The organism is Streptomyces sp. NPDC099050 (assembly GCF_044759865.1).
Lineage (GTDB): Bacteria > Actinomycetota > Actinomycetes > Streptomycetales > Streptomycetaceae > Streptomyces.
On the sequence record NZ_JBIWAE010000044.1, the window covers coordinates 15,965 to 35,815 of the forward strand.

The following is a 19,851-nucleotide window of genomic DNA, read 5'->3' on the forward strand; positions in this document are numbered from 1 at the left end:
ACACGGTGACCGAGCAGACGCTGGCACCCGCGCCGGCACCCCCGGCCCCCGTCCAGGACCCCGCCAAGGCCCCCTGGACCACCCTGGTGGTGGTCGGCGTCGCCCAGCTGATGGTCATGCTGGACTCGACCGTGGTGAACGTGGCGCTGCCCTCGATCGGGGCCCAGCTGCCCGCCGGTCCGACCGCCCTGCAGTGGACCGTCAGCGCGTACGTCCTGATGCTCGGCAGCCTGCTGCTCTTCGGCGGCCGCGTCTCCGACGTCCTCGGCCGCCGCCGCACCTTCGTCACCGGCCTCTCGGTCTTCGCCGTGGCCTCCGTGCTCTGCGGCATTGCCGCCAGCGAGGAATCGCTCGTCGCGGGCCGCGCCCTCCAGGGCGCCGGAGCCGCACTGCTGTCCGCGGCCGCCCTCTCCATCATCCTGGCGGTCTACCGGGACGAGGAGCAGCGCAAGATCGCGCTGACCGCCTGGAGCGGCCTCGGCGTGATCGGTGCGACCATCGGCGTGGTCCTCGGTGGCCTGATCGTCACGGCGATCAGCTGGCGCTGGGCCTTCCTGATCAACATCCCGGTCAGCATCGCGGCCCTCATCGGCGCCCTGCGCGCCATGCCCGCCCTCCGCACGGGCAACGGGCGCACGCTGCGGCTGCCCTCCGCGATCGTGTCCACCGCCGGACTCGCGGCCCTGTCCTTCGGTCTGATCCGGCTGCACGAGGGGTTCGGCGACCCGACCGCCTGGAGCAGCATCGGCGCCGCCGTGGTCCTGCTCACCGCGGTGACCTTCATGGAGGCCGGCCGGGCCGACCCGCTGCTCCCGCTGCACCTGCTGCGCAAGCCCACCTACTGGCTGTCCAGCGTCGGCCTGCTCTTGGTGGCCGCCGTCATGATCAGCAGCTCCTTCCTGGCCAGCATGTACTTCCAGCGGGTCCACGAGATGAGCGCCTTCGTCACCGGCCTCTCCCTGCTCCCCATGGGCCTGGCGGCCCTCGTCGTCGCCATGGTCGCGCCGGCCCTGGCGAACACGCTGGGCCTGGGCGGCATGTACGTCGCGGGCGCCGCGCTCCAGCTTGTCGGTACGGGCCTCCTGGCGACCGGCAGCGACAGCGTCGCGCTGACCGTCGTGGCGCTGGCCGTCATCGGCGCCGGCCTGCCGGCCTGCTTCGTCCCGCTGTTCGGCATCGGCACCTCGCACGTCGAGCCGGAGGAGTCGGGCGTCGGATCCGGCCTCCTGAACACCTTCAACGAGACCGGCGCCGCCCTCGGCATCGCCGTCATCGGCACCATCCTGATGACCTCGGTCGACAGCGGCACCGCCGCCGGGGACCCGGTCGCGGACGCGACCACCGCGGGCGTCGGCAACGGCTTCCTCGCCCTGGGGGTGTGCTCCGCCGCCGCCATCGTGATCGCCCTCGTCCTGCGGTCGCTGACCCGCGCAGAGCTGTCCGCCCGCCCCTGAGCGGGACGGGCGGTGACGGTCGACGGCTTACGAATGGTCCTGCGGCGGAGGCGGCCAGGCCGACGGGGCCGGGGGACGGGCGGGGTCCTCGACCGGCGCCGGGTGGGGCTCCGCGTACGGCTCCGGTGCCGGTTCCCGGGTGACCCGGTCGCGGCGGCGGGGGCGGCCGCTCATCACGGCCGCCGCGAGGATGAGCAGGGCGCCCGCGCCGAAGGTGCTGGCGAGGCCGTCGCCGAGTCCCTCGCCGTCGCCGCCGCCGACCGAGAGGCTCCCCGCGGCCTGCCCCTGGCGGACCATCCAGAGCACGGCGAAGCCGAGGACGACGACTCCGGAGAAGGCCATGAGCAGCCGGGAGCGCAGCACGACGGCGACCAGCGCGAGCACGGCGGCGAAGAGGAACGGCAGGAACAGTGAGCCCATCAGGGCGGCCTTGTCGTCGGTGATCCCGGCGGAGCCGAACAGCTCCTCGACGCGGTAATCGCGACCGTGACGGCCGTCGTACCAGGCACGGAAGGGGCTCCAGACGGCGGCCGTCGCTCCGATCAGACCCAGGAGCGAGCCGAGTACGTTGCGGATCATGCCCGGCCCTCCGAGGGGGAGTGGGTCTGGATCTCGATCCCGACGCTACGCCCGCCCCCGCAGTCCCGCACGCGGAGCCCGGCCCCCGCCCCTACGAGGGCAGCGCCGGCGGGAACACCCGTACGACCGGCGCCCCGGCCAGCAGGGACGGTGGGAGACGTTGCCCGCCTCCGCCCGGTCGTCGGTCATGGTGTGTCCCCCCGGGGCATGGCCGAGCGCGTTCGTGGCTCGTGGCGGCCACCGTACCGGTGCGCTTTTCGCCGGCTGATAGCGTGCCGCCGGTTGTCCAACGGGGAGGAGTTCGGGCCATGGTGGTCACGGGGGGACGGGTCAGGCTCACGGCGGTACTGGTGGGCGTGGTGCTCGCGCTGACGGGGTTCTCGTCGACGGGCGGCAGCGGCGGCACGAGCAAGAGCAGCAGCGGGGGCGGGTGCTCCAGCTCCGAGAGCAAGTCGAAGTCGAAGCCGAAGTCGCAGAGCTACGGACGCTCCGGCAGCGGATCCGGGAGCGGCAGCGGCAGCGGCTCGACGGCTTCGGCCGCGCCCACCGCGACCCGGCCGTCCGCCCACGCCGAGGTCGTCACCTGCGCCGGCCCGGGCCGGCCGAAGGCCACGCTCAAGGTCACCTCCGACGCGGTCAGCGGGTACACCTTCCGCGTCCCGCTGGTCTTCGAGGGCGCGTCCGGCCGGGTCGACTCCGGCTCCGTGGACCTCGCGCTCAAGGCGGGCGAGAGCCGGACCGTCGACCTGCCGATGACGAGCGCGGCCAAGGCGGGCGAGGTCACGCGCTGCGCGGTGGGCACGATCCAGACGCTCTCGACCGCGTCGCCCACCCCGACGCAGACCTCCACCTCCGGCACCACGGGATCCACCACCGGCGGCAGCACGGGCGGCAAGAGCACGAGCAAGCCGAAGCCCAGGTCCGCGAAGAAGCGCTAGCGGCGGCGGGGCCCCGGGAAGCGGCCCCCGCCCGGCCTCGCCCTGCTCAGCGGATCCGGGGCTCCGGTCCCGCGCCGCTCCGCCGCCCGGCGAACAGCTCCGCCTGCCGCCCGGGCGGCAGGTTCCCCAGCGCCACCAGCCCCGGAGCCTGCGCCAGCGCCTGCTGGAGGGTGGCCTGCTTCGCCGCCCACAGGGACCGTACGGTGCCCTGCACGGCCTCCGTCGGGAAGCCGGCCAGCGTCTGTGCCGCCCGCAGGGCCGCCGGGAGCAGCGCCTCGGGCTCCGCCAGCTCCGAGACCAGGCCGATCTCGTACGCCCGCCGCGCGGAGAGCCGCTCCGCCGTGCCCATCAGGGACATCCGGGCGGCCTCGCCGAAGGGCATGCGCTGCGCCATGTAGATCGCCTCGTACGCGCTGACCATGCCGTAGCTGGTGTGCGGGTCGAAGTAGGTCGCGGACGCGGAGGAGATGATGAACTCCGATTCGCCCAGCAGGTAGAACGCCCCGCCGCAGGCCATGCCGTTGACGGCGGCGACCACCGGCTTCCACAGGTCGTTCGCCTTCGGCCCGATGGCGACGAGCGGGTCGTCCACCGAGTACGGCGAGGACGGCTGCGGCACCTCCGCGCCCCGGTCGATCCCGGTGCAGAAGGCAGCCTGCCCGGCGCCCGTCAGCACGATCGCCCGTACGTCGTCCTCGTAGCGGAACTCCCGCCACACCGAAGCCAGTTCGGCGGCCGTCCCCAGATCGATCGCGTTGTGCTTGCGCTCCCGGTCCAGGGTGACGACCGCGACCCCGGTGCTCTTGTCCCGCTCCACCCGCAGTCCGGGTGCCCGGTCGGCGGGTGCCCGGTCGGCGGCCGTCACGTCTTCTCCAGCACCCAGCGCGGCACCGCGATCCCGTCCGTCTCGGTGAACACCACCTGCACCCGCGCCCCGATGCGCAGCCGCGCCGGGTCCATCGAGTCCAGCGGGGCGTCGGCGGAGGTGACGAGGTTGCCGACGAGGCGGATCTGCGGGGCGTCGGCCAGCTCCACGAGGATCACGTTGTACGGGGCCTGCGCGGCGTAGGCGGGCAGCAGCGGCGGGTGCGGCCGCACGTACGACCAGATCCGGCCCCGGCCGCTCATCAGGCGCCATTCGGAGTCGAAGGACCGGCAGTGCGGGCAGCAGGGGCGGGGCGGGAAGCGCAGTTTCCCGCAGGCGGGGGCCGCGCAGGCCTGGACGCGGAGTTCGCCCTGGGCGGCGTACTCCCAGAAGGGGGCGCCGTCCTCGTCGGGGACGGGGAGGAGCAGCCCGTCCGCGGGGGTGGTCGTGGTCTGCGTCGTCATGGATTCCTCAGCTCCTCAGGCTCGCAGCAGGATGGCGGACGTGGGGACGCCCTCACCGGCGGTGACCAGGCAGGTGGCGGCGTCGGGCACCTGGGCGGTGGAGATCCCGCGGAGCTGCTTGACGCCTTCGTTGATCAGGTTGAAGCCGTGCACGTAGGCCTCGCTGAGGCCGCCGCCGCCGGTGTTGATGGGGAGCCGGCCGCCCATCTCCAGGGCCCCGCCTTCCGTGAAGGCGGCTCCCTCGCCGCGCCCGCAGAAGCCGTAGCCCTCCAGGGAGAGCGGGATCAGGGGGGTGAAGGCGTCGTAGATCTGCGCGACGTCCACGTCCTGGGGGCCGAAGTCGGCCTGCTTCCACAGGTGTCGGGCGGCGGTCCAGGCGGGGCCGGACAGCGGGTCGTCGTTCCAGTAGTTGACCATGCCGTGGTGCTGGGAGGGCAGGCCCTGGGCGACGGAGTGGACGTAGACGGGCTTCTGGCGGCAGTCGCGGGCGCGCTCGGCGCTGACGATGACGCAGGCCAGCGCCCCGTCGGTCTCCAGGCAGTTGTCGAAGAGGCAGAGCGGGTCGCTGATCATGCGGGCGGTCATGTACATCTCGCGGGTCAGCGGGCGTTCGTACATCATCGCGGCCGGGTTCTCGTTGGCCCGGTTGCGGCAGGCCATCGCGACGTTGAAGAGGTGGTCGCGGGTGGCGCCGTACTCGTGCATGTAGCGGCGGGCCAGCATGCCGATCTCGTCGGCGGGGCGCAGCAGGCCGAAGGGGCGCGTCCACTGGCCGGGGGTGGGGAGCTGGACGGCCGTGTTCTTCCACGGCCGCGGCCCCGAGCCGCGCTTGCGCGAACGCCAGGCCACGCCGACGCTCGCCTGGCCGGTGGCGACGGCGGCGGCCAGGTGGCCGACGGTGGCGCAGGAACCGCCGCCGCCGAAGCCGATCTTGGAGAAGAAGGTGACGTCGCCCGCGCCGATGGCTTTGGCGACCTCCACCTCGTCGGTCTCCTCCATCGTGTAGGAGGAGAAGGCGTCCACCTCGGACGGGTCTATGCCCGCGTCCTCGAGGGCCGCCAGAATGGCCCGGCAGGCCAGTTCCTTTTCGGACTGCGGCAGTTGTTTGGCAAAGGCGGTCTGCCCGATGCCGACTATCGCCGTAGCGTCCTTGAGCGTTGCCGCCATCGCCACCTCCGGGGTGCACCAGTACTGACAGCCGCGAAGGCTACAGCTAATCTGACGGATAGTCAGCTACTGGTGTTGCAGGGAAGGGCGGACGATGACCGAGGACGAGGACGAGCGCGCGCGCGGCACCGTGGACACGGCGGACGCGGCGGACGCGGCGGACGCGGCGGGCGCGGCGGACATGGCGGGCGCGGCGGGCGCGGCGGGCGCGACGGACGCGGCGGGCGCGGCGGGCGCGACGGACACAGCGGGCGCGGCGGGCGCGACGGGCGCGACGGACACCGCGGACCCGACGGGCGCGGCGAACGCGACGGAAGACGGACGGGCCGATCTCGCCTGGACCAGCATCGGCGGACTCGTCCGGCACGCCGCCGCGCGCTACGCCGACCGCGAGGCCGTCGTCGACGGGCGGGTCCGAATCGACTACGCGCAGCTCGGCGAACGCGTCGAGCGGGCCGCCGCCGCCTGCATCGCCGCCGGCGTGGAACCGGGGGACCGGGTCGCCGTCTGGGCGCCCAACACCCTCGAATGGATCGTCTCCGCCCTCGGCGCCGTCTCCGCCGGAGCCGTCCTCGTCCCCCTCAACACCCGTTTCAAGGGCTCCGAAGCCGCCTACGTCCTCCAGCGCAGCCGCGCCCGGCTCCTCTTCGTCACCGGCACCTTCCTCGGCACCTCCTACGTCGCCTCCCTGCGCCGCGCCGCCGCCGAAGGCGAGGGCTCCGGGCCGCTGCCCGGCCTGCCCCACCTGGAGCAGGTCGTCGTCCTGTCCGAGGACGCCCCGGATTCCTTCCGCACCTGGAAGGAGTTCCTGACCGGCGGCGACTCCGTATCCGCCGAGGCCGTCCGGGCCCGTACGGACGCGATCCCCGCCACCGCCCCCTCCGACATCATCTTCACCTCCGGCACCACCGGCAGCCCCAAGGGCGCCGTCATCTCCCACGCCCAGTCCCTGCGCTGCTACGAGGTCTGGAGCGAGCTCGCCGGCCTGCGCGAGGGGGACCGCTACCTGATCGTGAACCCCTTCTTCCACACCTTCGGCTACAAGGCCGGGGTCATCGCCTGCCTGATGCGCGGGGCCACGATGGTCCCCCAGCCCGTCTTCAACGTGGACACCGTCCTCGCCAACATCGCCGCCGAGCGGATCTCCGTACTCCCCGGCCCGCCCACGCTCCACCAGTCCCTCCTGGACCACCCCCAGCGCGACCACCACGACCTCTCCGCCCTGCGCCTGGTCGTCACCGGCGCGGCCGTGGTCCCGCTCCAGCTCGTGGAACGGCTCCGCGGCGAGCTGCGCATCGGCACCGTCCTGACCGCGTACGGGCTCTCCGAGGCGAGCGGCATCGTCACCATGTGCCGCCGCGGCGACCCGGCGGAGACCATCGCTTCGACCTCGGGCCGGGCCATCCCCGGGACGGAGGTCAGGGTCGTGGACGCGGACGGCGGACCCCAGCCCACGGGCCGGGCCGGGGAGGTGTGGGTGCGCGGCCACAACGTCATGCGCGGCTACTTCGAGGACCCGGCCGACACCGCCGAGGCCATCACCCCCGAGGGCTGGCTCCGTACCGGCGACGTCGGCGTCCTCGACGCCGCCGGGAACCTGCGCATCACCGACCGGATCAAGGACATGTTCATCGTCGGCGGCTTCAACGCCTACCCCGCCGAGATCGAGCAACTCCTCGGCCTGCACCCGGACATCGCCGACGTGGCGGTGGTCGGGGTCCCCGATCCGCGCCTGGGCGAGGTCGGCAAGGCGTACGCGGTCCGCCGCCCGGGAGCGGTCCTCACGGCCGACGACCTGATCGCGTGGTCACGCCGGGAGATGGCCAACTACAAGGTCCCGCGCGAGGTGGAGTTCGTATCCGAACTCCCGCGCAACGCGAGCGGCAAGGTCCTCAAACGCGAACTCCGCACCCGCTGATCGCCAGTTCCTCTGCGGGGTGCGGGTGACGCCGATCCGCGGTCCCAGCCCGCGAGTTGCTCAGCCGCCACCGACCCCGGTGTGCGAGACCTTCGAGAGCTGCGCGACAGCGAGTTCCCCGGTCACCCCCGTGGCGCCCGCTGGGAGGCGGAGAGGGGATCGGACCCGGGCGTGACCTCGCGGCGGACCCGGTCGGGTCCCAGCGGGGCGCCGTGGCCAACCTGGAACCGGCCGGGGTTGAGGTCGGGCATCTCGCGGAGGCTGATGAGGTTGCGCCGCGGGTCGTCGTGGAACGGCGGATTGGCCGGCTCGCCCGGGATCAGGCCCATGAAGGAGTGGGCGACCAGGTCGCCGGCGACGAGGTCCCCGTCGTCGGTGAGGACGGAGACCGACCCGGCGGTGTGCCCGTGCGTGAGCACGACCAGCGAGACGTCCCGGGGGTCCACGCCGTGCTCGGTGATCCGGTCTGGATCTTCCGGCCGCTGCCGGGCGTCCCGGCGCCGACGATCACGGGCCTCCGCCCCGGGAGCTCTGTCGGATCCGGACACGGCTGGTCCGATCGGTCGGATCTGACGGTGGGTCGCGCCGGGACACTCCGGGCGGCGGCGGAGCCGCCACTAGGAATGGTTCGCCCACCGGGCATTCGCCCACGAGCCGTGAGCCCCGACCTCAGGAGCCCCCATGCGTCCCATCAGAACAGCCAGTCTCGGCGTGGCCACCACCCTGCTCGCCCTCCTCGCCTGCGCCCCCCTCGCCTCCGCCGCCACGACCGGCACCGGCTCCGCCCACGAGGACGGCAAGGGGAACGACCAGGGGAACGACAAGGGGAACGACAAGGGCCAGGTCATCACCCTCACCGGCCGGCTGGCGGAGCAGTCGCGTTTCCCCGTCAACCCCGGCGGCGCCGCCGCCCAGGGCGACCGGACCGTCTTCCGCTCGCTCCTCTTCGACAAGGACGGCAACCAGGTCGGCGAGACCGGCGGCACCTGCACGACCACCCGGGTCGACAACGGCGGGGCGGAGGCCTGCGTCGTGACCTACAGCCTCCCCGGCGGCCAGATCGCCGCCCAGGGGATGGTCTTCGGCCACCTCGTCCCGGGTCCGCCGCCCGCGTTCGACAACGCGATCACCGGCGGTACCGGAAAGTACGACCGGGCTCGCGGCTCGATCCACGCCGAAACGATCGGTACGGGCACGAGGCGCTTCACGCTCGACATCGAGCGCTGACGTGCTCTGAGCACTGCATCCCCTGCACCAGGCCCCGGGCGTCGGACTGCGAAACGCGCGCTCGCACTCCGGACAGATCACGAAGGGATCCGGAGGTACGAAGGCAGGCGCGCGGGGCACCGGAGCCAGCGGCGGTGGCAACTGGGCCGTGAGCCGGTGGGCGATCAGCCCGGCCGGATTGCGCAGCCCCACCGGCAGGTTCGCCGCCAGGGCGGCCACCACGGCCCGCACCTCCGCCCCGCGCTCCAGCCAGGCCTCGACCCCGCCCGCGAGGTACCGTACGTCCCGCTCCCCGAGCAGCAGCCGCGGATCGACCCGCCGCAACTCCGCGAGCACCTCGAGCGCGAGCCGCCGCCGCCCGGGGTTATCCGGCTCCTGGGGCGCGGGGAGCCGCCCGGCGGGCACGGCATCCGCACCGCCCCCGGACGCAGCCTCCACCTCTACGTCGGCTGCCGCATCGGGCTCCACCGGCACGGCGGGCTCCGGGGAAGCGGCGACCGGCGGTGTCTCCGCGGAGGATCCCTCTGATGCCGTGACTGCGTGTCCGTGTTCACTGCGCGCCGCCACGACAGCGGCGGCCCGGGGGTCGTTGTAGGACACCGTACGGGTGACGATCCGCCCACCCGGCAGGCTCTCCAGGGACCGGTCGAGGTAACCGAACGCCTCAAGTTCCCGCAGCCCGTTGGCGATCGAGGTCTCTCCGACCGGCAGTCGCTTGACCAGGTCCTTGATGCCGCTGGGAGTCCCGGCCGGCACCGACTGGATGAAGATCCCCAACATCCGCGCGATCAGAGACATCTCGGGATGCTGGATGAGGTCGTTGCTCACGACCGTGAACCGCCCGGTAAGCCGGACGTTGGCGTGCCGAACGCCGTATGTCGCGCGCACGGGCGCGGTAAAGTGCACTGAAGCCATCAGGAAGGGTCTACTTCCTCGTTGGTCAGGCCCTCGATCGGGATTCGCAGTCCCGGCGGGGGCCGTCACAGTTCTCTGGGTTGTCGGGGCGAGCATATGCCAGACAACCACCCTGAAATCGACCCCAGTTGGCCGATTCACCCGTGTGAGTGACCGCTCGCCCGGCGGGAGGCTGGAGGGGTCTGGGAGAGGTTCTTTCCCCAGGTACTTAGACCAAAAGAAGCATCGCGCCCCACCGGGTCGCGGCCCGCCGCGTCCCGGTAGGTTCGGTCTCCAGAACCCAAGTTCGAGACAGGCGGGACCGTCGTGATCATCGCGGAAGAGGTCGAGTTCGACCGTCAGCAGGTATTCGAACTCTACGACTCGGTGGACTGGCAGGGCTACACCCGCGACCCCGACAAGCTGTACCGGAGCCTGGCCAACTCGCACCTGGTCATCACCGCCAGGGACGAGTCCGGCGCCCTCCTCGGACTGGCCCGCACGCTCTCCGACGACGAGACCGTCTGCTACGTACAGGACCTGCTGGTCAACCCCAAGTACCACCGCCAGGGCATAGGCCGCAACCTCATGGAGCACTTGAAGCAGCGGTACGCACACTGCCGCTTCTTCCTCCTCTCGACCGACCACGAGTCGACCCCCGAAGGCCCGCGCAACCACGCCTTCTACCGCTCCCTCGGCTTCCTTTCCTACGAGGAAAGGAAGATGTCGGCCTTCGGCCTGCCACGGGTCCGCTGAGTCGTGGCAGGGGTCTCTTTATGCCAAGACGTGCATAGTCGCGTTCCCGCATAGACGGCCTCACCGGTTGATCCCTACGGTCTTGTTCATCAGGCCCAGCAGGGGTCTGGGACCGAGGGGCTTCACATGGCACGTGAGGAACTGACCCGACTCACAGGCAACGGAAACGGCGAGTGCGGCCAGGGCGACTGCCCGAACGTCTATCGGACGGCGTCCGGCTCGTTCATCGTCCAGGGCGACGTCTCCGCAGCCTTCACCCCGCCGACCGGCGAGGCGCTCGTGGAGATCCCCGAGGCAGTGCTCAGGGAGGCTTTCCGTGCTCTTGGATGGTGAGGACTGGGCATCGAGGTTCAAGACGTTCCAGACGGAGGCCTGGCGGCTGGAGACACTGCCCCAGTACCTCGTACCGCAGGAAGCGGACGAGTTCGCAGCCTTCAAGGCGGGGGCCCGCTTCCCCGGACCGTACGAGGACGCGTGGACCGAGATGGTGCGCAGCCGGGACGTAGGGCGTGTACACATCGTCACTCGGCCGCTGAGCGACTACCTGCGGTTCGAATTCGATCGCTACTACCGGCATCAGGCACCGGCAGGAGAAGACATCCGCATCCTTGACGTGACCGACCGGGCGAACCCGCTCCCGGATGTCGAAGACTTCTGGATGTTCGACCGCTCCACCGTGGTGCTCATGCACTACGAACCGGACGGCAGGCAGATCAGCCGAGAGCTGTACGAGGGGGACCCCGCGCCGTTCGTCGAGTATCAGCGCGTGGCCGTAGAGGCTTCTGTGCTGTTCCTGGAGTACATCCGTACGTGAGCGTCGAACCGGAGGCGCTCGGCCAGTCGGGCGAAGAGCTGGCGGCCCTGCTGAAGGCCGTCCGCAAGCGGTCCGGGCTCTCGGGGGCTCGGGCCGCCACCCGCTGCAACATGTCTCAGTCGAAGGTCAGCCGGATCGAGAACGGCAAGGTGCGCCCCTCCCTCGTGGACGTGGAGCAACTCCTGCGGGCCTGTGAGGCCGACCCTGCTCTGGTCTCACAGGTCATGACCCTGGCCCGTCTCGCTCATACGCAGTGGCAGGGTGCCCGGGGCATGCGGCGCAAGGGCCTGGACAAGAAGCAACTCGAACTCGCCGGCCTCGAGGCATCGTCGGCCGAGCTCAGGCTCTTCCTGCTGTCGATGATCACGGGCTTGCTCTCGACCCCCGAGTACATCCGGGCCAGCCTCGCCCACATCCCCGGCGACCACTCCAGGACCATCGCCAGGAAGCTGGAACGGCAACAGGTCCTGTACGACTGCTCCAAGCGGTTCACGTTCATACTCACCGAGCAAGCTGTCCGGTGGCCGCTGGTCGGCCCCGACGCGCTCGCGGTACAGGTCGATCACCTGGCCTCGCTCACGCACCTGCCGAACGTGCGGCTCGGCGTCATCCCCCTGACCGTGCCGACCGGTCCCGCTCCGCTGAACACCTTCACGGTCTACGACGACCGCATCGCCACGGTCGAGCTGTCCACCGGAGTCATGGTCTTCCGGGACCCCCGGGACGTGGCCAGTCACCGTGAGGAGTTCTCGCAGCTCGAGGACCGGGCCCTCTTCGGTGACGACGCGCGGGTCTTCCTCGGGGCCTGCGCGGCCACCCTCAGGTGATCTTTAGTCCATGACGCGCATGGATGTGGGTCTCAGCCGCCCGCCGGTGAAGCCTGGACTTGAGATATTCGGCTACGGCTCAAGGAGTGCTCGGTGGCTTCCATCAAGCTTTGGCAGCAGGTCGGCCAGCGTGACCCCTTTCCTGCCGATCCCCCGAGGGCAGTGCCGGGCTGCCCCGCGTGCCTGAGTCTTGCGGTGCAGCGGGAGAACGCGGGCAGTGCCCTCGACTACAGCGGGGTGACGGATGCGAACATCCGGCTTCGCGCCCACCAGGCAGAGGATCACTGATGCCCAGGGCCGTCCACCGATTCGTCGCGCACACCATCCGGCATGTGCCCGCTGGCGGATCCGTGTGGGAAGCGTTCTGTGTGGCGTACGGGTGCGGGGCGGATTCGGGTCCGCAGGATGAGCAAGAGACGGCCCAGGACTGGGCGCTGCGGCATTCGGGAAGGACGGGCCACCGGCTGTTCCGGCGTGTGGTTACGGACCATGCCGAGGTCAGCCCGTGAAGGGGAGCCGGGCGCCCTGATCGTCGACGCCGGGGGGCGGGTGGCCAGCGTGGTCGAGCTGGACATCGATGACGGCGTGGTCCGGGTGGTCCACGCCGTGTCCAACCCCGACAAGCTCGGCCACCTCGGCCCGGTCTGCGACATCGGCCGCCTGCCGGAGAAGGGGGAGGCGGAGAGGGCGGGGGAAGGGCGGGGGTAGGGGCTCAGGCTGCTCGGCGGGCGAGTACCAGTCGCCATTTCGGTGTGCCGTCCGGTCGGCGGCCGAAGTGGTCCAGGGGGAGCGTCTCCACCGTGAACCCGGCGGCGCGCAGGTCCGTACGGACGCCGCCCAGCGGGAAGGTGCGGTAGTACATGACGAACGGCGGGCGCCAGACGGCGTTGCGCACGCGCATCGCCGCGTCGAAGCCGGAGAGGGCCCACCATGCCGGGCGGCTCGGCGGGATCGGGGCGCCGATCGGGAAGGCGAACACGCCGCCGGGGCGCAGTGCCGTGTGGACCCCGGAGAAGACGGCGGGGCGCTCGGCCGGCAGGAAGTGGCCGAAGGCGCCGAAGCTGACGGCCAGGTCGTACGAGTCCCCGAGCGCGGCGGGCAGGGAGCGCGCGTCGGCCCGTAGGAGGTCCACGCGCTCCTCGGGGTGGGCGAGCGCGGCCTCGGCGAGCATGCCCGAGCTCAGGTCCACCCCGGTCACCCGGCCCCGGCACAGCCGGCGCAGCATGCCGAGGCCCGCGCCCGTACCGCAGCACACGTCGAGTCCGGCGTCGAAGGGGCCCTCGTGGCGGGCGAGCGTCTCCTCGACCGCGTCGAGCATCCGGTCGGGGGTGCGGAAGGGGGTGTGGTCGAACTTCGGGGCCAGCAGGTCGTAGCCCCGCTCGATGGAGGACAGGGCCTGTACGGCCAGTTCGCGGAGGGTCGGGCCCTGGGAGGTGAACACACGGTCAGCCTAGTCAGCGAGGGCGCGGCCGCCCGGTATTTCGGGCCCTTCGACCCCGGGCAAAGCGGGCATCCCGTGACGTAGGGTGAATCAAAACGCTTTGCCAACCCTTGGGGATTCCGTGGTCAATGCCATACGAAGTGAGGTGCCGGGCCAGAGCGGGGGTCAGGGCATGATCCACGGCGTCGGCGTCGGCCACGGAGGCGTCGGCCACGGCAGTGCCCTGGAGAAGACCCTGCGGATCACCGAGGCGCTGACCGCCTTCGGTGGCCCGCACCGGCTCGCGGAACTGTCCGCCGCCGCCGGGATACCCAAATCCAGCACCTATCGGATCCTGGTCTCCCTCGTCGAGCAGGGCTACGCCGTCACCGACGGCGAAGGCAGCTACGGAGTCGGCCTGCGGCTGCGCACCCTGGCCGCCGAGATCTCCGCCGACCGGCCCGAGGGCATCGTCGAGCTGCTCGAATTCCTGCACAGATGCACCGGCCAGGCCGTCCACCTGGCCCTGCGCAGCGGCAACGCCCTCACGTACATCCGCAAGATCGAGAACTCCGGGTCCCGCCGGACCTCCTCGCGCGTCGGCACGCGCGTCCCGCTGCACGCCACCGCGATCGGCAAGGCCGTCCTCGCGCACTTGCCGCCCGAGGAGGCCGAGGCCATCCTGCGGCCCCTCACCGACCGGGAGGGCCTCGCGGACGAACTGCGGACGGTCCGGAAGCGCGGCTACGCCGTCGACGACGCGGAGTACGAACGCTCGGTCCGCTGCCTGGGCGCGCCGGTCTTCGACCGTGCGGGCCTGCCGGTGGGCGGGGTCAGCCTGACCGCCGCCGCCTCGCTCCACTCGCGGGCGGAGCTGGAGCGGTTCTCGCCGGCGCTGCTGGAAGCCGCCCGGGGCGTACAGCGGCTGCTCCAGCTCGGCGGCTGAGCCGCCCCGCCGCGTCCCCGCCGCGTCCCCGCCGCCGCACGCACGTGAGGCGGCCGCGGTGGTCCCCCTCCTGGCCACCGCGGCCGCCGTTCCCCCGTGCACCCCGTTGGTCCCCCGTGACCCCCGGTCCCCCGTGGTACGTCCTGCGGTACGGCCCGGATCCCCCGTTCCCCCGTGTTCCCGGGCCGTACGCGTCTGTGAGGCCTACGCCCCCACCTACAGGCCGCCGCCGGCCGCGTGGTTGTCCATCGTCACGATGTCCTCGCCCGCGGCGTGGTTGTCGAGCGGCTTGAGCTCCACGCCGGCCGCGTGGTTGTCCATCGGTTTGATGTCGACATCCGAAAGCTGGTTGTCGAGCGGAGTGGTTTCGCCGTCGGCCGGCTTGATGTTCTCGTTCGTCGTCATCGGTTCTCCTGATGGGTGGGTGGGTCCCGTTCGGCGATTCCCCCGCGGACCGCCGAACGGGTCGTCCTCCGGTCGACCCGGGAGTGCCCCCCGACACCTCGAGTCGATGAACCCCATCCTGGCGGGTGGCGATAAACGAACGATGAACGCCTCGTTCAGCACGGCTCAGGCGCGGCCCGGGCGACGCGCCTCAAGCGCGGCTCAAGCGCCACTCAGGCGGCGATCTCAGCCGCCAACAGGGCCTGCACCTCAGCCAGTTCCGGAGACTTCAGCTGCGTGAACACCACCTCGGCGTCCCGCCAGCACACCCGCGCCCGGTCCCGCTGCCCCAACTGGCGCAGCGCCCGGCCGAGCACGGTCAGCACCCTGGCACGATTCCACTCGCCGCCGATCCCCCGCAGGGCGATGGCCTGTTCGGCGTGCGAGGCCGCCAGCGTGGGCCGGCGCGCCGCCAGGTGGACCTTGGCGAGCCGGAAGTGCGTCACGCCCTCCCACAGGGGCTGCCGGTTCTCGTGGAACAGTGCCAGCGCGTCGTTGAGTTGGGAGTGCGCCTCGGAGAGCCGGTCGGCCTGCGTGAGGGCGATGCCCAGCGCGTAGCGGCCGTTGGCCAGCCGCAGGGTGAGCCCCATCCGGTCGTAGATGGCGATGCCCTGCTGGGCGAGGTCGATCGCGCTGGAGAGCCGGCCCTGCTCCACGTGGATGCGGGAGAGGTTGCACAGGGCGCTCGCCTCGCCGACGTGGTTCGCGTCGGCCCGGAAGTTCGCGATGGCCTCCAGCAGGTACCGCTCGCCGTCGTCGTAGCGGCCCTCGTAGATCGCGATGATGCCCCGGTCGTTGGGCGCCCAGCAGCTGGGCAGCAGGTCCCCCGCCGCACGGGCGAGCGACATGGCCCGGCTGGCCTCGGCGTCGGCCTCGGCGAAGCGGCCCGCGACCAGGTGGGTGTTGGTGAGCGTGGTGCGGGCACGGCCCTCGGCGTACGGGTCCTTCGCCGCCTCGGCGGCGTCGCACAGCGCGGCGGCGGCCGACTCGTACTGCTTGGAGTTGGCCCCCGACTCGGCCAGGTCCTTGGCCGCCCACAGCAGGTCCACGGCCCGGCGCAGCAGGTCCTGGCGACCGGTCGTGCGTACGGCGGCCTGCCGTGCGCACGCCAGCAGCGGGTCGGCCTCGGCGTACAGCCAGTCCTGCGCGGAGTGCGGCTCGGTGAAGCGCAGCCCGGGGTGGCGGGTGGCCGAGAGGTGGGCCACGAGCCGGTCTCCGGGCCGCTCCAGGGCGTACACCCCGGCGGCGGTGGCCAGGTAGAAGTCCAGCAGCCGGTCGAGGGCGCCGTCGCACCCGCTCGGCGGCTGCTCGTCGCGCTCGGCGCAGGCACGCGCGTAGAGGCGTACGAGGTCGTGGAAGCGGTAGCGGCCGGGCGCGGCCGACTCGAGGAGGGAGCAGTCCACCAAGGCTTCGAGCAGGTCCTCGGTGTCGTGCTCCGGCCGGTCGAGTACGGCCGCTGCGGCCGCGAGGGAGATGTCGGGCCCGTCGGGCAGCCCCAGCAGCCGGAACGCGCGCTGCTGCGCGGGCTCCAACTGTCCGTAGCCCAGCTCGAAGGTGGCCTTGACGGCGAGGTCGCCGGCCTGGAGCTCGTCCAGGCGGCGGCGCTCGTCGGCGAGCTTGGCGGCGAGCACGGAGACCGTCCAGGTGCGCCGGGCGGCCAGCCGGGAGGCGGCGATGCGGATGGCCAGCGGCAGGAAGCCGCAGGCGCCCACCACGTCGAGGGCGGCCTGGCGCTCGGCGCCGACCCGCTCGGCCCCGACGATCCGGGTGAAGAGCTGGAGCGCCTCCTCGGGGCTCATCACGTCGAGGTCGACGAGGTGCGCGCCGGCCAGGCCCGCCATCCGGACCCGGCTGGTGACGAGGGCGGCGCAGCCCGCGGTGCCCGGCAGCAGCGGGCGGACCTGGGCCGCGTCGCGGGCGTTGTCGAGGAGGACCAGGACGCGCCGGCCGTCGAGGGTGGAGCGGTAGAGCGCGGCCCGTTCGGCGGGGGAGTCGGGGATCGAGGTGTCGGGGGTCCCGAGGGCGCGCAGGAAGGAGCCGAGGACGGCCTCGGGCTCGGCGGGGCGGGCCTCGGTGCCCTGGAGATCGACGTAGAGCTGCCCGTCGGGGAAGTGCGGGCGGGCGGCGTGCGCGACGTGCACGGCGAGGGTGGTCTTGCCGACGCCGCCGATGCCGGCGAGGGCGGAGACCGCCATCACCTGCCCCTCGGCGCCGGCGAGGATCGCGCCGAGGTCCCGGACGAAGCTGGAGCGGCCGGTGAAGTCGGAGACCGTGGCGGGCAATTGGGCGGGCCTCACGTGTACGGGCGCCGCGGCCGGTGCCGGGTCCTCGGCGCGGGCGAGCTCGGAGTCGGCGCGCAGGATGCGCTGTTGGAGCTCGGCGAGTTCGGGGCGCGGGTCGACGCCGAGTTCGTCGGCGAGGAGCCGGCGGGTGTCGGCGTACACGGCGAGGGCCTCGGCCTGGCGGCCGCTGCGGTAGAGGGCGAGCATCAGCAGCTCGCGCAGCCGCTCCCGCAGGGGGTGGGCGGCGGTGAGCGCGGTGAGCTCGGAGACGGCCTCGGCGTGGTGGCCGAGCTCCAGGTCCAGGTCCAGGCGGGTCTCCAGCAGCTGGAGGCGCCACTCGGCGAGCCGGGTGCGCTCGGTGTCGGCGTGCGGCCCGGGTACGCCGGCCAGCGGTTCGCCGTCCCAGACGTCCAGGGCGCGGGCCAGCAGCGTACGGGCGAGCGCGCGGTCGCCCTTGCCGCCGGGGGCGGGGGGAGCGGCGGGGGCGGGGTGGCTGCCGTGTGTGCCGTGGCTGCCGTGGGCGGCGTGGCTGCTGTGCGCGCCGTGGGCGCCGTGTGCGCCGGCCGGGGCCCTCCCGGTGGCGTCGGCCTTCGGCCGGCCGGCGCGCGCGGCCTCGGCGTCGGCGGCGAGGGCCCGGGCGATGCCCAGGTCGAGCGCCTCGGGGTGGGGCAGGCGGATCGCGTAGCCGCCGGACTCGGAGACGAGGAGCCCGGGTTCGAGGACCTTGCGCAGGCGGGAGGCGTACGTACGGATGGTCGCGAGGGCCTGCTGCGGCGGGTCCTCGCCCCAGATGGCGTCGATGAGCTCGGGCGCGGTCGCGGTGCGGCCCTCGCGGAGCAGGAGCACCGCGAGCAGCGCCCGCTGCTGCGGGGTCCCGGAACTCAGCGCCTCGCCGCCGCGCCAGGCCCGGATGGGACCGAGCACGGCGAAGCGGTTGCCGCCGGTGGCGGCGGCCGTGGCCGTGGCGGCGGGGGCGGCGGGGGTCGGGGGCGCGTCGGCGGATTCGGCGGCGCGGGCTTCCGCGGCGGGCGCTGATTCGACTCCGGGGCCTGGTCCGGGGGCTGGTCCGGGGCCTGCGTCGGGGCCTGATTCGGGGCCTGTTGCGGCTCCGAGTCCGGTTCCGGTTCCGGCTCCGAGTCCGGTTCCGGCTATGGCTCCGACTCCGGCGGCTGCGGCAATGGCGGTGTCACCGGACTCGGGGTGGTTCCGCTGGTGCGGGATGGCCGGTGTGCCGTCCATCTGGTCTCCCCCCTGCCTTCCATAGGTGTAAGGGCCAGTCTGCCCTGTGTCGCGCGTACACGTCAGTCCGTAGCGGACCCAGTCCGTACGGATCCGGCGGCCGGTCCGTGCGGATCCGGTGCCGGGTCGGTGTGGATCCGGTGCCGGTCGGTGCCGACCGGTGTCGGCCGGTGCGGATCCCGCGCCCCGGTCCTCATGGATCCTGCATCCGGCCCCGTTCAAATAGCTGACGGTTCGTCAGATTGACGCTACCGTGAGGACATGGAGACCTTCCCGAAGATCATCTCGGTGGACGACCACACGGTTGAGCCCCCCAACGTCTGGCGGGACCGGCTCCCGTCCAAGTACCACGACGTCGGCCCCCGCATCGTCCGCGCCCCCCTGAAGGAAATGACCTTCCTCGGAGGCAAGTTCGCCCCCGTCATGGGGGCCAAGGGCGACGACGGACCGATAGGCGACTGGTGGGTGTACGAGGACCTGCACCGACCCCTCACCCGCCTCGACACGGCCGTCGGCTACAGCCGCGACGAGATCAAGCTCGAAGTCATCACGTACGAGCAGATGCGCCCGGGCTCCTTCTCGGTTCCCGACCGGCTCGCCGACATGGACGTCAACCACGTCCAGTCGGCCCTCTGCTTCCCGACCTTCCCGCGCTTCTGCGGCCAGACCTTCACCGAGGCCAAGGACCGCGAACTCGGCCTGCTCGGCGTGCGCGCGTACAACGACTGGATGGTGGAGGAGTGGTGCGGCCCCGAAGCCGCCGGCCGTCTCATCCCGCTCACCCTCATCCCGCTCTGGGACGCCCGCCTGGCCGCTGCCGAGGTCCGCCGCAACGCCGCGCGCGGGGTCCGCGCGGTCGCCTTCTCGGAGATCCCGCCCCACCTCGGGCTCCCCTCCATCCACACGGACGAGTGGGACCCCTTCCTGGAGGCGTGCAACGAGACCGGCACGGTCATCGCCATGCACATCGGCTCCTCCTCGCGCATGCCCTCCACCTCGGCGGACGCCCCGCCGGCCGTCGGATCGACCATCACCTTCGCCAACTGCTGCTTCTCGATGGTGGACTGGCTGATGAGCGGCAAGTTCGAGCGCTTCCCCAACCTCAAGATCATGTACGCGGAGGGCCAGATCGGCTGGATCCCGTACATCCTCGAGCGCGCGAACGTGGTCTGGGAGGAGAACCGGGGCTGGGGCGGCGTCGCCGACAAGGTGCTGCGCCCGCCGTCGGAACTCTTCGCGGAGCACGTCTTCGGCTGCTTCTTCGACGACGCCTTCGGACTGAAGAACCTGGACTCCATCGGCGTCGCCAACGTCCTCTACGAAACCGACTACCCCCACTCCGACTCCACGTGGCCCAAATCCCGCGAGGTCGGCGAGTCCCAGATGGGGCACCTGGCCCCGGACGTGGTGGACCGGATCGTGCGCGGCAACGCGATCGACCTGCTGGGCCTGACCCCGGAAGGCCTCTGGCCGGGGGCGTAGCGGGTGGTGTGGTGGCGGGTGGTGTCGTGGCGCGGGCGGGGGGCCCCCCCGGGGGGCCCCCGGGGCGCCCCCCCCCCCCCCCCCCCCCCGCTCCAAGTGTAAACGTTGACGCTCACCCCACAAAGGCGGTATTTG

At 72.3% G+C, this 19,851-nt stretch carries 21 protein-coding genes; 13 read left to right on the plus strand and 8 right to left on the minus strand.

Translation table 11 applies throughout. The annotated features are described in order from the left end of the window. Positions 1-5: 5 nt before the first annotated feature. Entirely contained in the window at positions 6-1,454 is a 1,449-nt protein-coding gene (locus tag ACIQV3_RS38885; RefSeq protein ID WP_403721610.1) for an MFS transporter, read from the plus strand. A 27-nt stretch (positions 1,455-1,481) separates the two neighbouring features. Here ACIQV3_RS38885 and ACIQV3_RS38890 read toward each other — a convergent pair whose 3' ends face one another. Next, positions 1,482-2,033: a hypothetical protein gene (locus ACIQV3_RS38890; RefSeq protein ID WP_403721613.1), complete on the minus strand. Its 552-nt coding sequence runs from the start codon at positions 2,031-2,033 to the stop codon at positions 1,482-1,484. Positions 2,034-2,341: 308 nt separating this feature from the next. On the opposite strand from ACIQV3_RS38890, the gene ACIQV3_RS38895 reads away from it, so the two are divergent. Then, a complete protein-coding gene (locus ACIQV3_RS38895; RefSeq protein ID WP_403721616.1) occupies positions 2,342-2,971 on the plus strand; it encodes a hypothetical protein in 630 nt (209 codons plus the stop codon). Positions 2,972-3,017: 46 nt separating this feature from the next. Here the strand turns inward: ACIQV3_RS38895 and ACIQV3_RS38900 are convergent, their stop codons facing one another. Genes ACIQV3_RS38900 through ACIQV3_RS38910 form a run of 3 tightly spaced genes read right to left on the minus strand, consistent with a single transcriptional unit; the run spans position 3,018 to position 5,467 of the window. Then, positions 3,018-3,836, minus strand: a complete 819-nt coding sequence (locus ACIQV3_RS38900; RefSeq protein WP_403721619.1) for an enoyl-CoA hydratase/isomerase family protein — start codon at positions 3,834-3,836, stop codon at positions 3,018-3,020. Further along, positions 3,833-4,300 (minus strand): Zn-ribbon domain-containing OB-fold protein, encoded by a 468-nt coding sequence (locus tag ACIQV3_RS38905; protein WP_403721621.1) that lies wholly within the window; start codon positions 4,298-4,300, stop codon positions 3,833-3,835. Before ACIQV3_RS38905 ends, ACIQV3_RS38900 begins: the two co-directional genes overlap by 4 nt. A gap of 15 nt (positions 4,301-4,315) precedes the next feature. Further along, complete coding sequence (locus tag ACIQV3_RS38910) at positions 4,316-5,467, minus strand: lipid-transfer protein (RefSeq protein WP_403721624.1); 1,152 nt, start codon at positions 5,465-5,467, stop codon at positions 4,316-4,318. A gap of 94 nt (positions 5,468-5,561) precedes the next feature. Between ACIQV3_RS38910 and ACIQV3_RS38915 the strand changes: the two genes are divergently transcribed. Next, the gene (locus tag ACIQV3_RS38915; RefSeq protein WP_403721627.1) at positions 5,562-7,385 is read left to right on the plus strand and encodes a FadD3 family acyl-CoA ligase; all 1,824 of its coding nucleotides are present in this window, start codon (positions 5,562-5,564) and stop codon (positions 7,383-7,385) included. A gap of 122 nt (positions 7,386-7,507) precedes the next feature. Here ACIQV3_RS38915 and ACIQV3_RS38920 read toward each other — a convergent pair whose 3' ends face one another. Next, a complete protein-coding gene (locus ACIQV3_RS38920) occupies positions 7,508-7,933 on the minus strand; it encodes an MBL fold metallo-hydrolase (protein ID WP_403721628.1) in 426 nt (141 codons plus the stop codon). A 133-nt stretch (positions 7,934-8,066) separates the two neighbouring features. Between ACIQV3_RS38920 and ACIQV3_RS38925 the strand changes: the two genes are divergently transcribed. From ACIQV3_RS38925 to ACIQV3_RS38960, 8 genes are all read left to right on the plus strand, one after another. Beyond that, positions 8,067-8,612: a hypothetical protein gene (locus ACIQV3_RS38925; protein ID WP_403721631.1), complete on the plus strand. Its 546-nt coding sequence runs from the start codon at positions 8,067-8,069 to the stop codon at positions 8,610-8,612. 156 nt (positions 8,613-8,768) lie between these two features. Then, positions 8,769-9,140 carry a hypothetical protein gene (locus ACIQV3_RS38930; protein ID WP_403721634.1) on the plus strand — a complete coding sequence of 124 codons (372 nt, stop codon included), beginning with the start codon at positions 8,769-8,771 and terminating at the stop codon, positions 9,138-9,140. Between the two features lie 693 nt (positions 9,141-9,833). After that, complete coding sequence (locus tag ACIQV3_RS38935; protein WP_403721636.1) at positions 9,834-10,262, plus strand: GNAT family N-acetyltransferase; 429 nt, start codon at positions 9,834-9,836, stop codon at positions 10,260-10,262. Positions 10,263-10,388: 126 nt separating this feature from the next. Beyond that, positions 10,389-10,595, plus strand: coding sequence for a hypothetical protein (locus tag ACIQV3_RS38940; RefSeq protein ID WP_403721639.1), 207 nt, complete (start codon positions 10,389-10,391; stop codon positions 10,593-10,595). Continuing rightward, positions 10,579-11,076 (plus strand): DUF6879 family protein, encoded by a 498-nt coding sequence (locus ACIQV3_RS38945; protein ID WP_403721642.1) that lies wholly within the window; start codon positions 10,579-10,581, stop codon positions 11,074-11,076. Before ACIQV3_RS38940 ends, ACIQV3_RS38945 begins: the two co-directional genes overlap by 17 nt. After that, complete coding sequence (locus ACIQV3_RS38950; RefSeq protein ID WP_403721644.1) at positions 11,073-11,903, plus strand: helix-turn-helix domain-containing protein; 831 nt, start codon at positions 11,073-11,075, stop codon at positions 11,901-11,903. The genes ACIQV3_RS38945 and ACIQV3_RS38950 overlap by 4 nt, the downstream gene beginning before the upstream one ends. 93 nt (positions 11,904-11,996) lie before the next feature. After that, positions 11,997-12,191 carry a hypothetical protein gene (locus ACIQV3_RS38955; protein WP_403721646.1) on the plus strand — a complete coding sequence of 65 codons (195 nt, stop codon included), beginning with the start codon at positions 11,997-11,999 and terminating at the stop codon, positions 12,189-12,191. Between the two features lie 201 nt (positions 12,192-12,392). Then, the gene (locus ACIQV3_RS38960; protein ID WP_403721649.1) at positions 12,393-12,611 is read left to right on the plus strand and encodes a hypothetical protein; all 219 of its coding nucleotides are present in this window, start codon (positions 12,393-12,395) and stop codon (positions 12,609-12,611) included. Between the two features lie 4 nt (positions 12,612-12,615). Here the strand turns inward: ACIQV3_RS38960 and ACIQV3_RS38965 are convergent, their stop codons facing one another. After that, positions 12,616-13,344, minus strand: a complete 729-nt coding sequence (locus ACIQV3_RS38965; RefSeq protein WP_403721651.1) for a class I SAM-dependent methyltransferase — start codon at positions 13,342-13,344, stop codon at positions 12,616-12,618. Between the two features lie 172 nt (positions 13,345-13,516). Between ACIQV3_RS38965 and ACIQV3_RS38970 the strand changes: the two genes are divergently transcribed. Next, positions 13,517-14,269 carry an IclR family transcriptional regulator gene (locus ACIQV3_RS38970; protein ID WP_403721654.1) on the plus strand — a complete coding sequence of 251 codons (753 nt, stop codon included), beginning with the start codon at positions 13,517-13,519 and terminating at the stop codon, positions 14,267-14,269. Positions 14,270-14,485: 216 nt separating this feature from the next. Here the strand turns inward: ACIQV3_RS38970 and ACIQV3_RS38975 are convergent, their stop codons facing one another. Both ACIQV3_RS38975 and ACIQV3_RS38980 read right to left on the minus strand, forming a co-directional pair. Continuing rightward, on the minus strand, positions 14,486-14,674 hold the full coding sequence (locus ACIQV3_RS38975) for a hypothetical protein (protein ID WP_403721657.1): 189 nt from the start codon (positions 14,672-14,674) through the stop codon (positions 14,486-14,488). A gap of 212 nt (positions 14,675-14,886) precedes the next feature. Beyond that, a complete protein-coding gene (locus tag ACIQV3_RS38980) occupies positions 14,887-18,234 on the minus strand; it encodes an AfsR/SARP family transcriptional regulator (RefSeq protein WP_403721659.1) in 3,348 nt (1,115 codons plus the stop codon). Between the two features lie 261 nt (positions 18,235-18,495). Here ACIQV3_RS38980 and ACIQV3_RS38985 point away from each other — a divergent pair, with 261 nt between their 5' ends. Beyond that, a complete protein-coding gene (locus tag ACIQV3_RS38985; RefSeq protein ID WP_403721661.1) occupies positions 18,496-19,716 on the plus strand; it encodes an amidohydrolase family protein in 1,221 nt (406 codons plus the stop codon). Positions 19,717-19,851 lie beyond the last annotated feature (135 nt).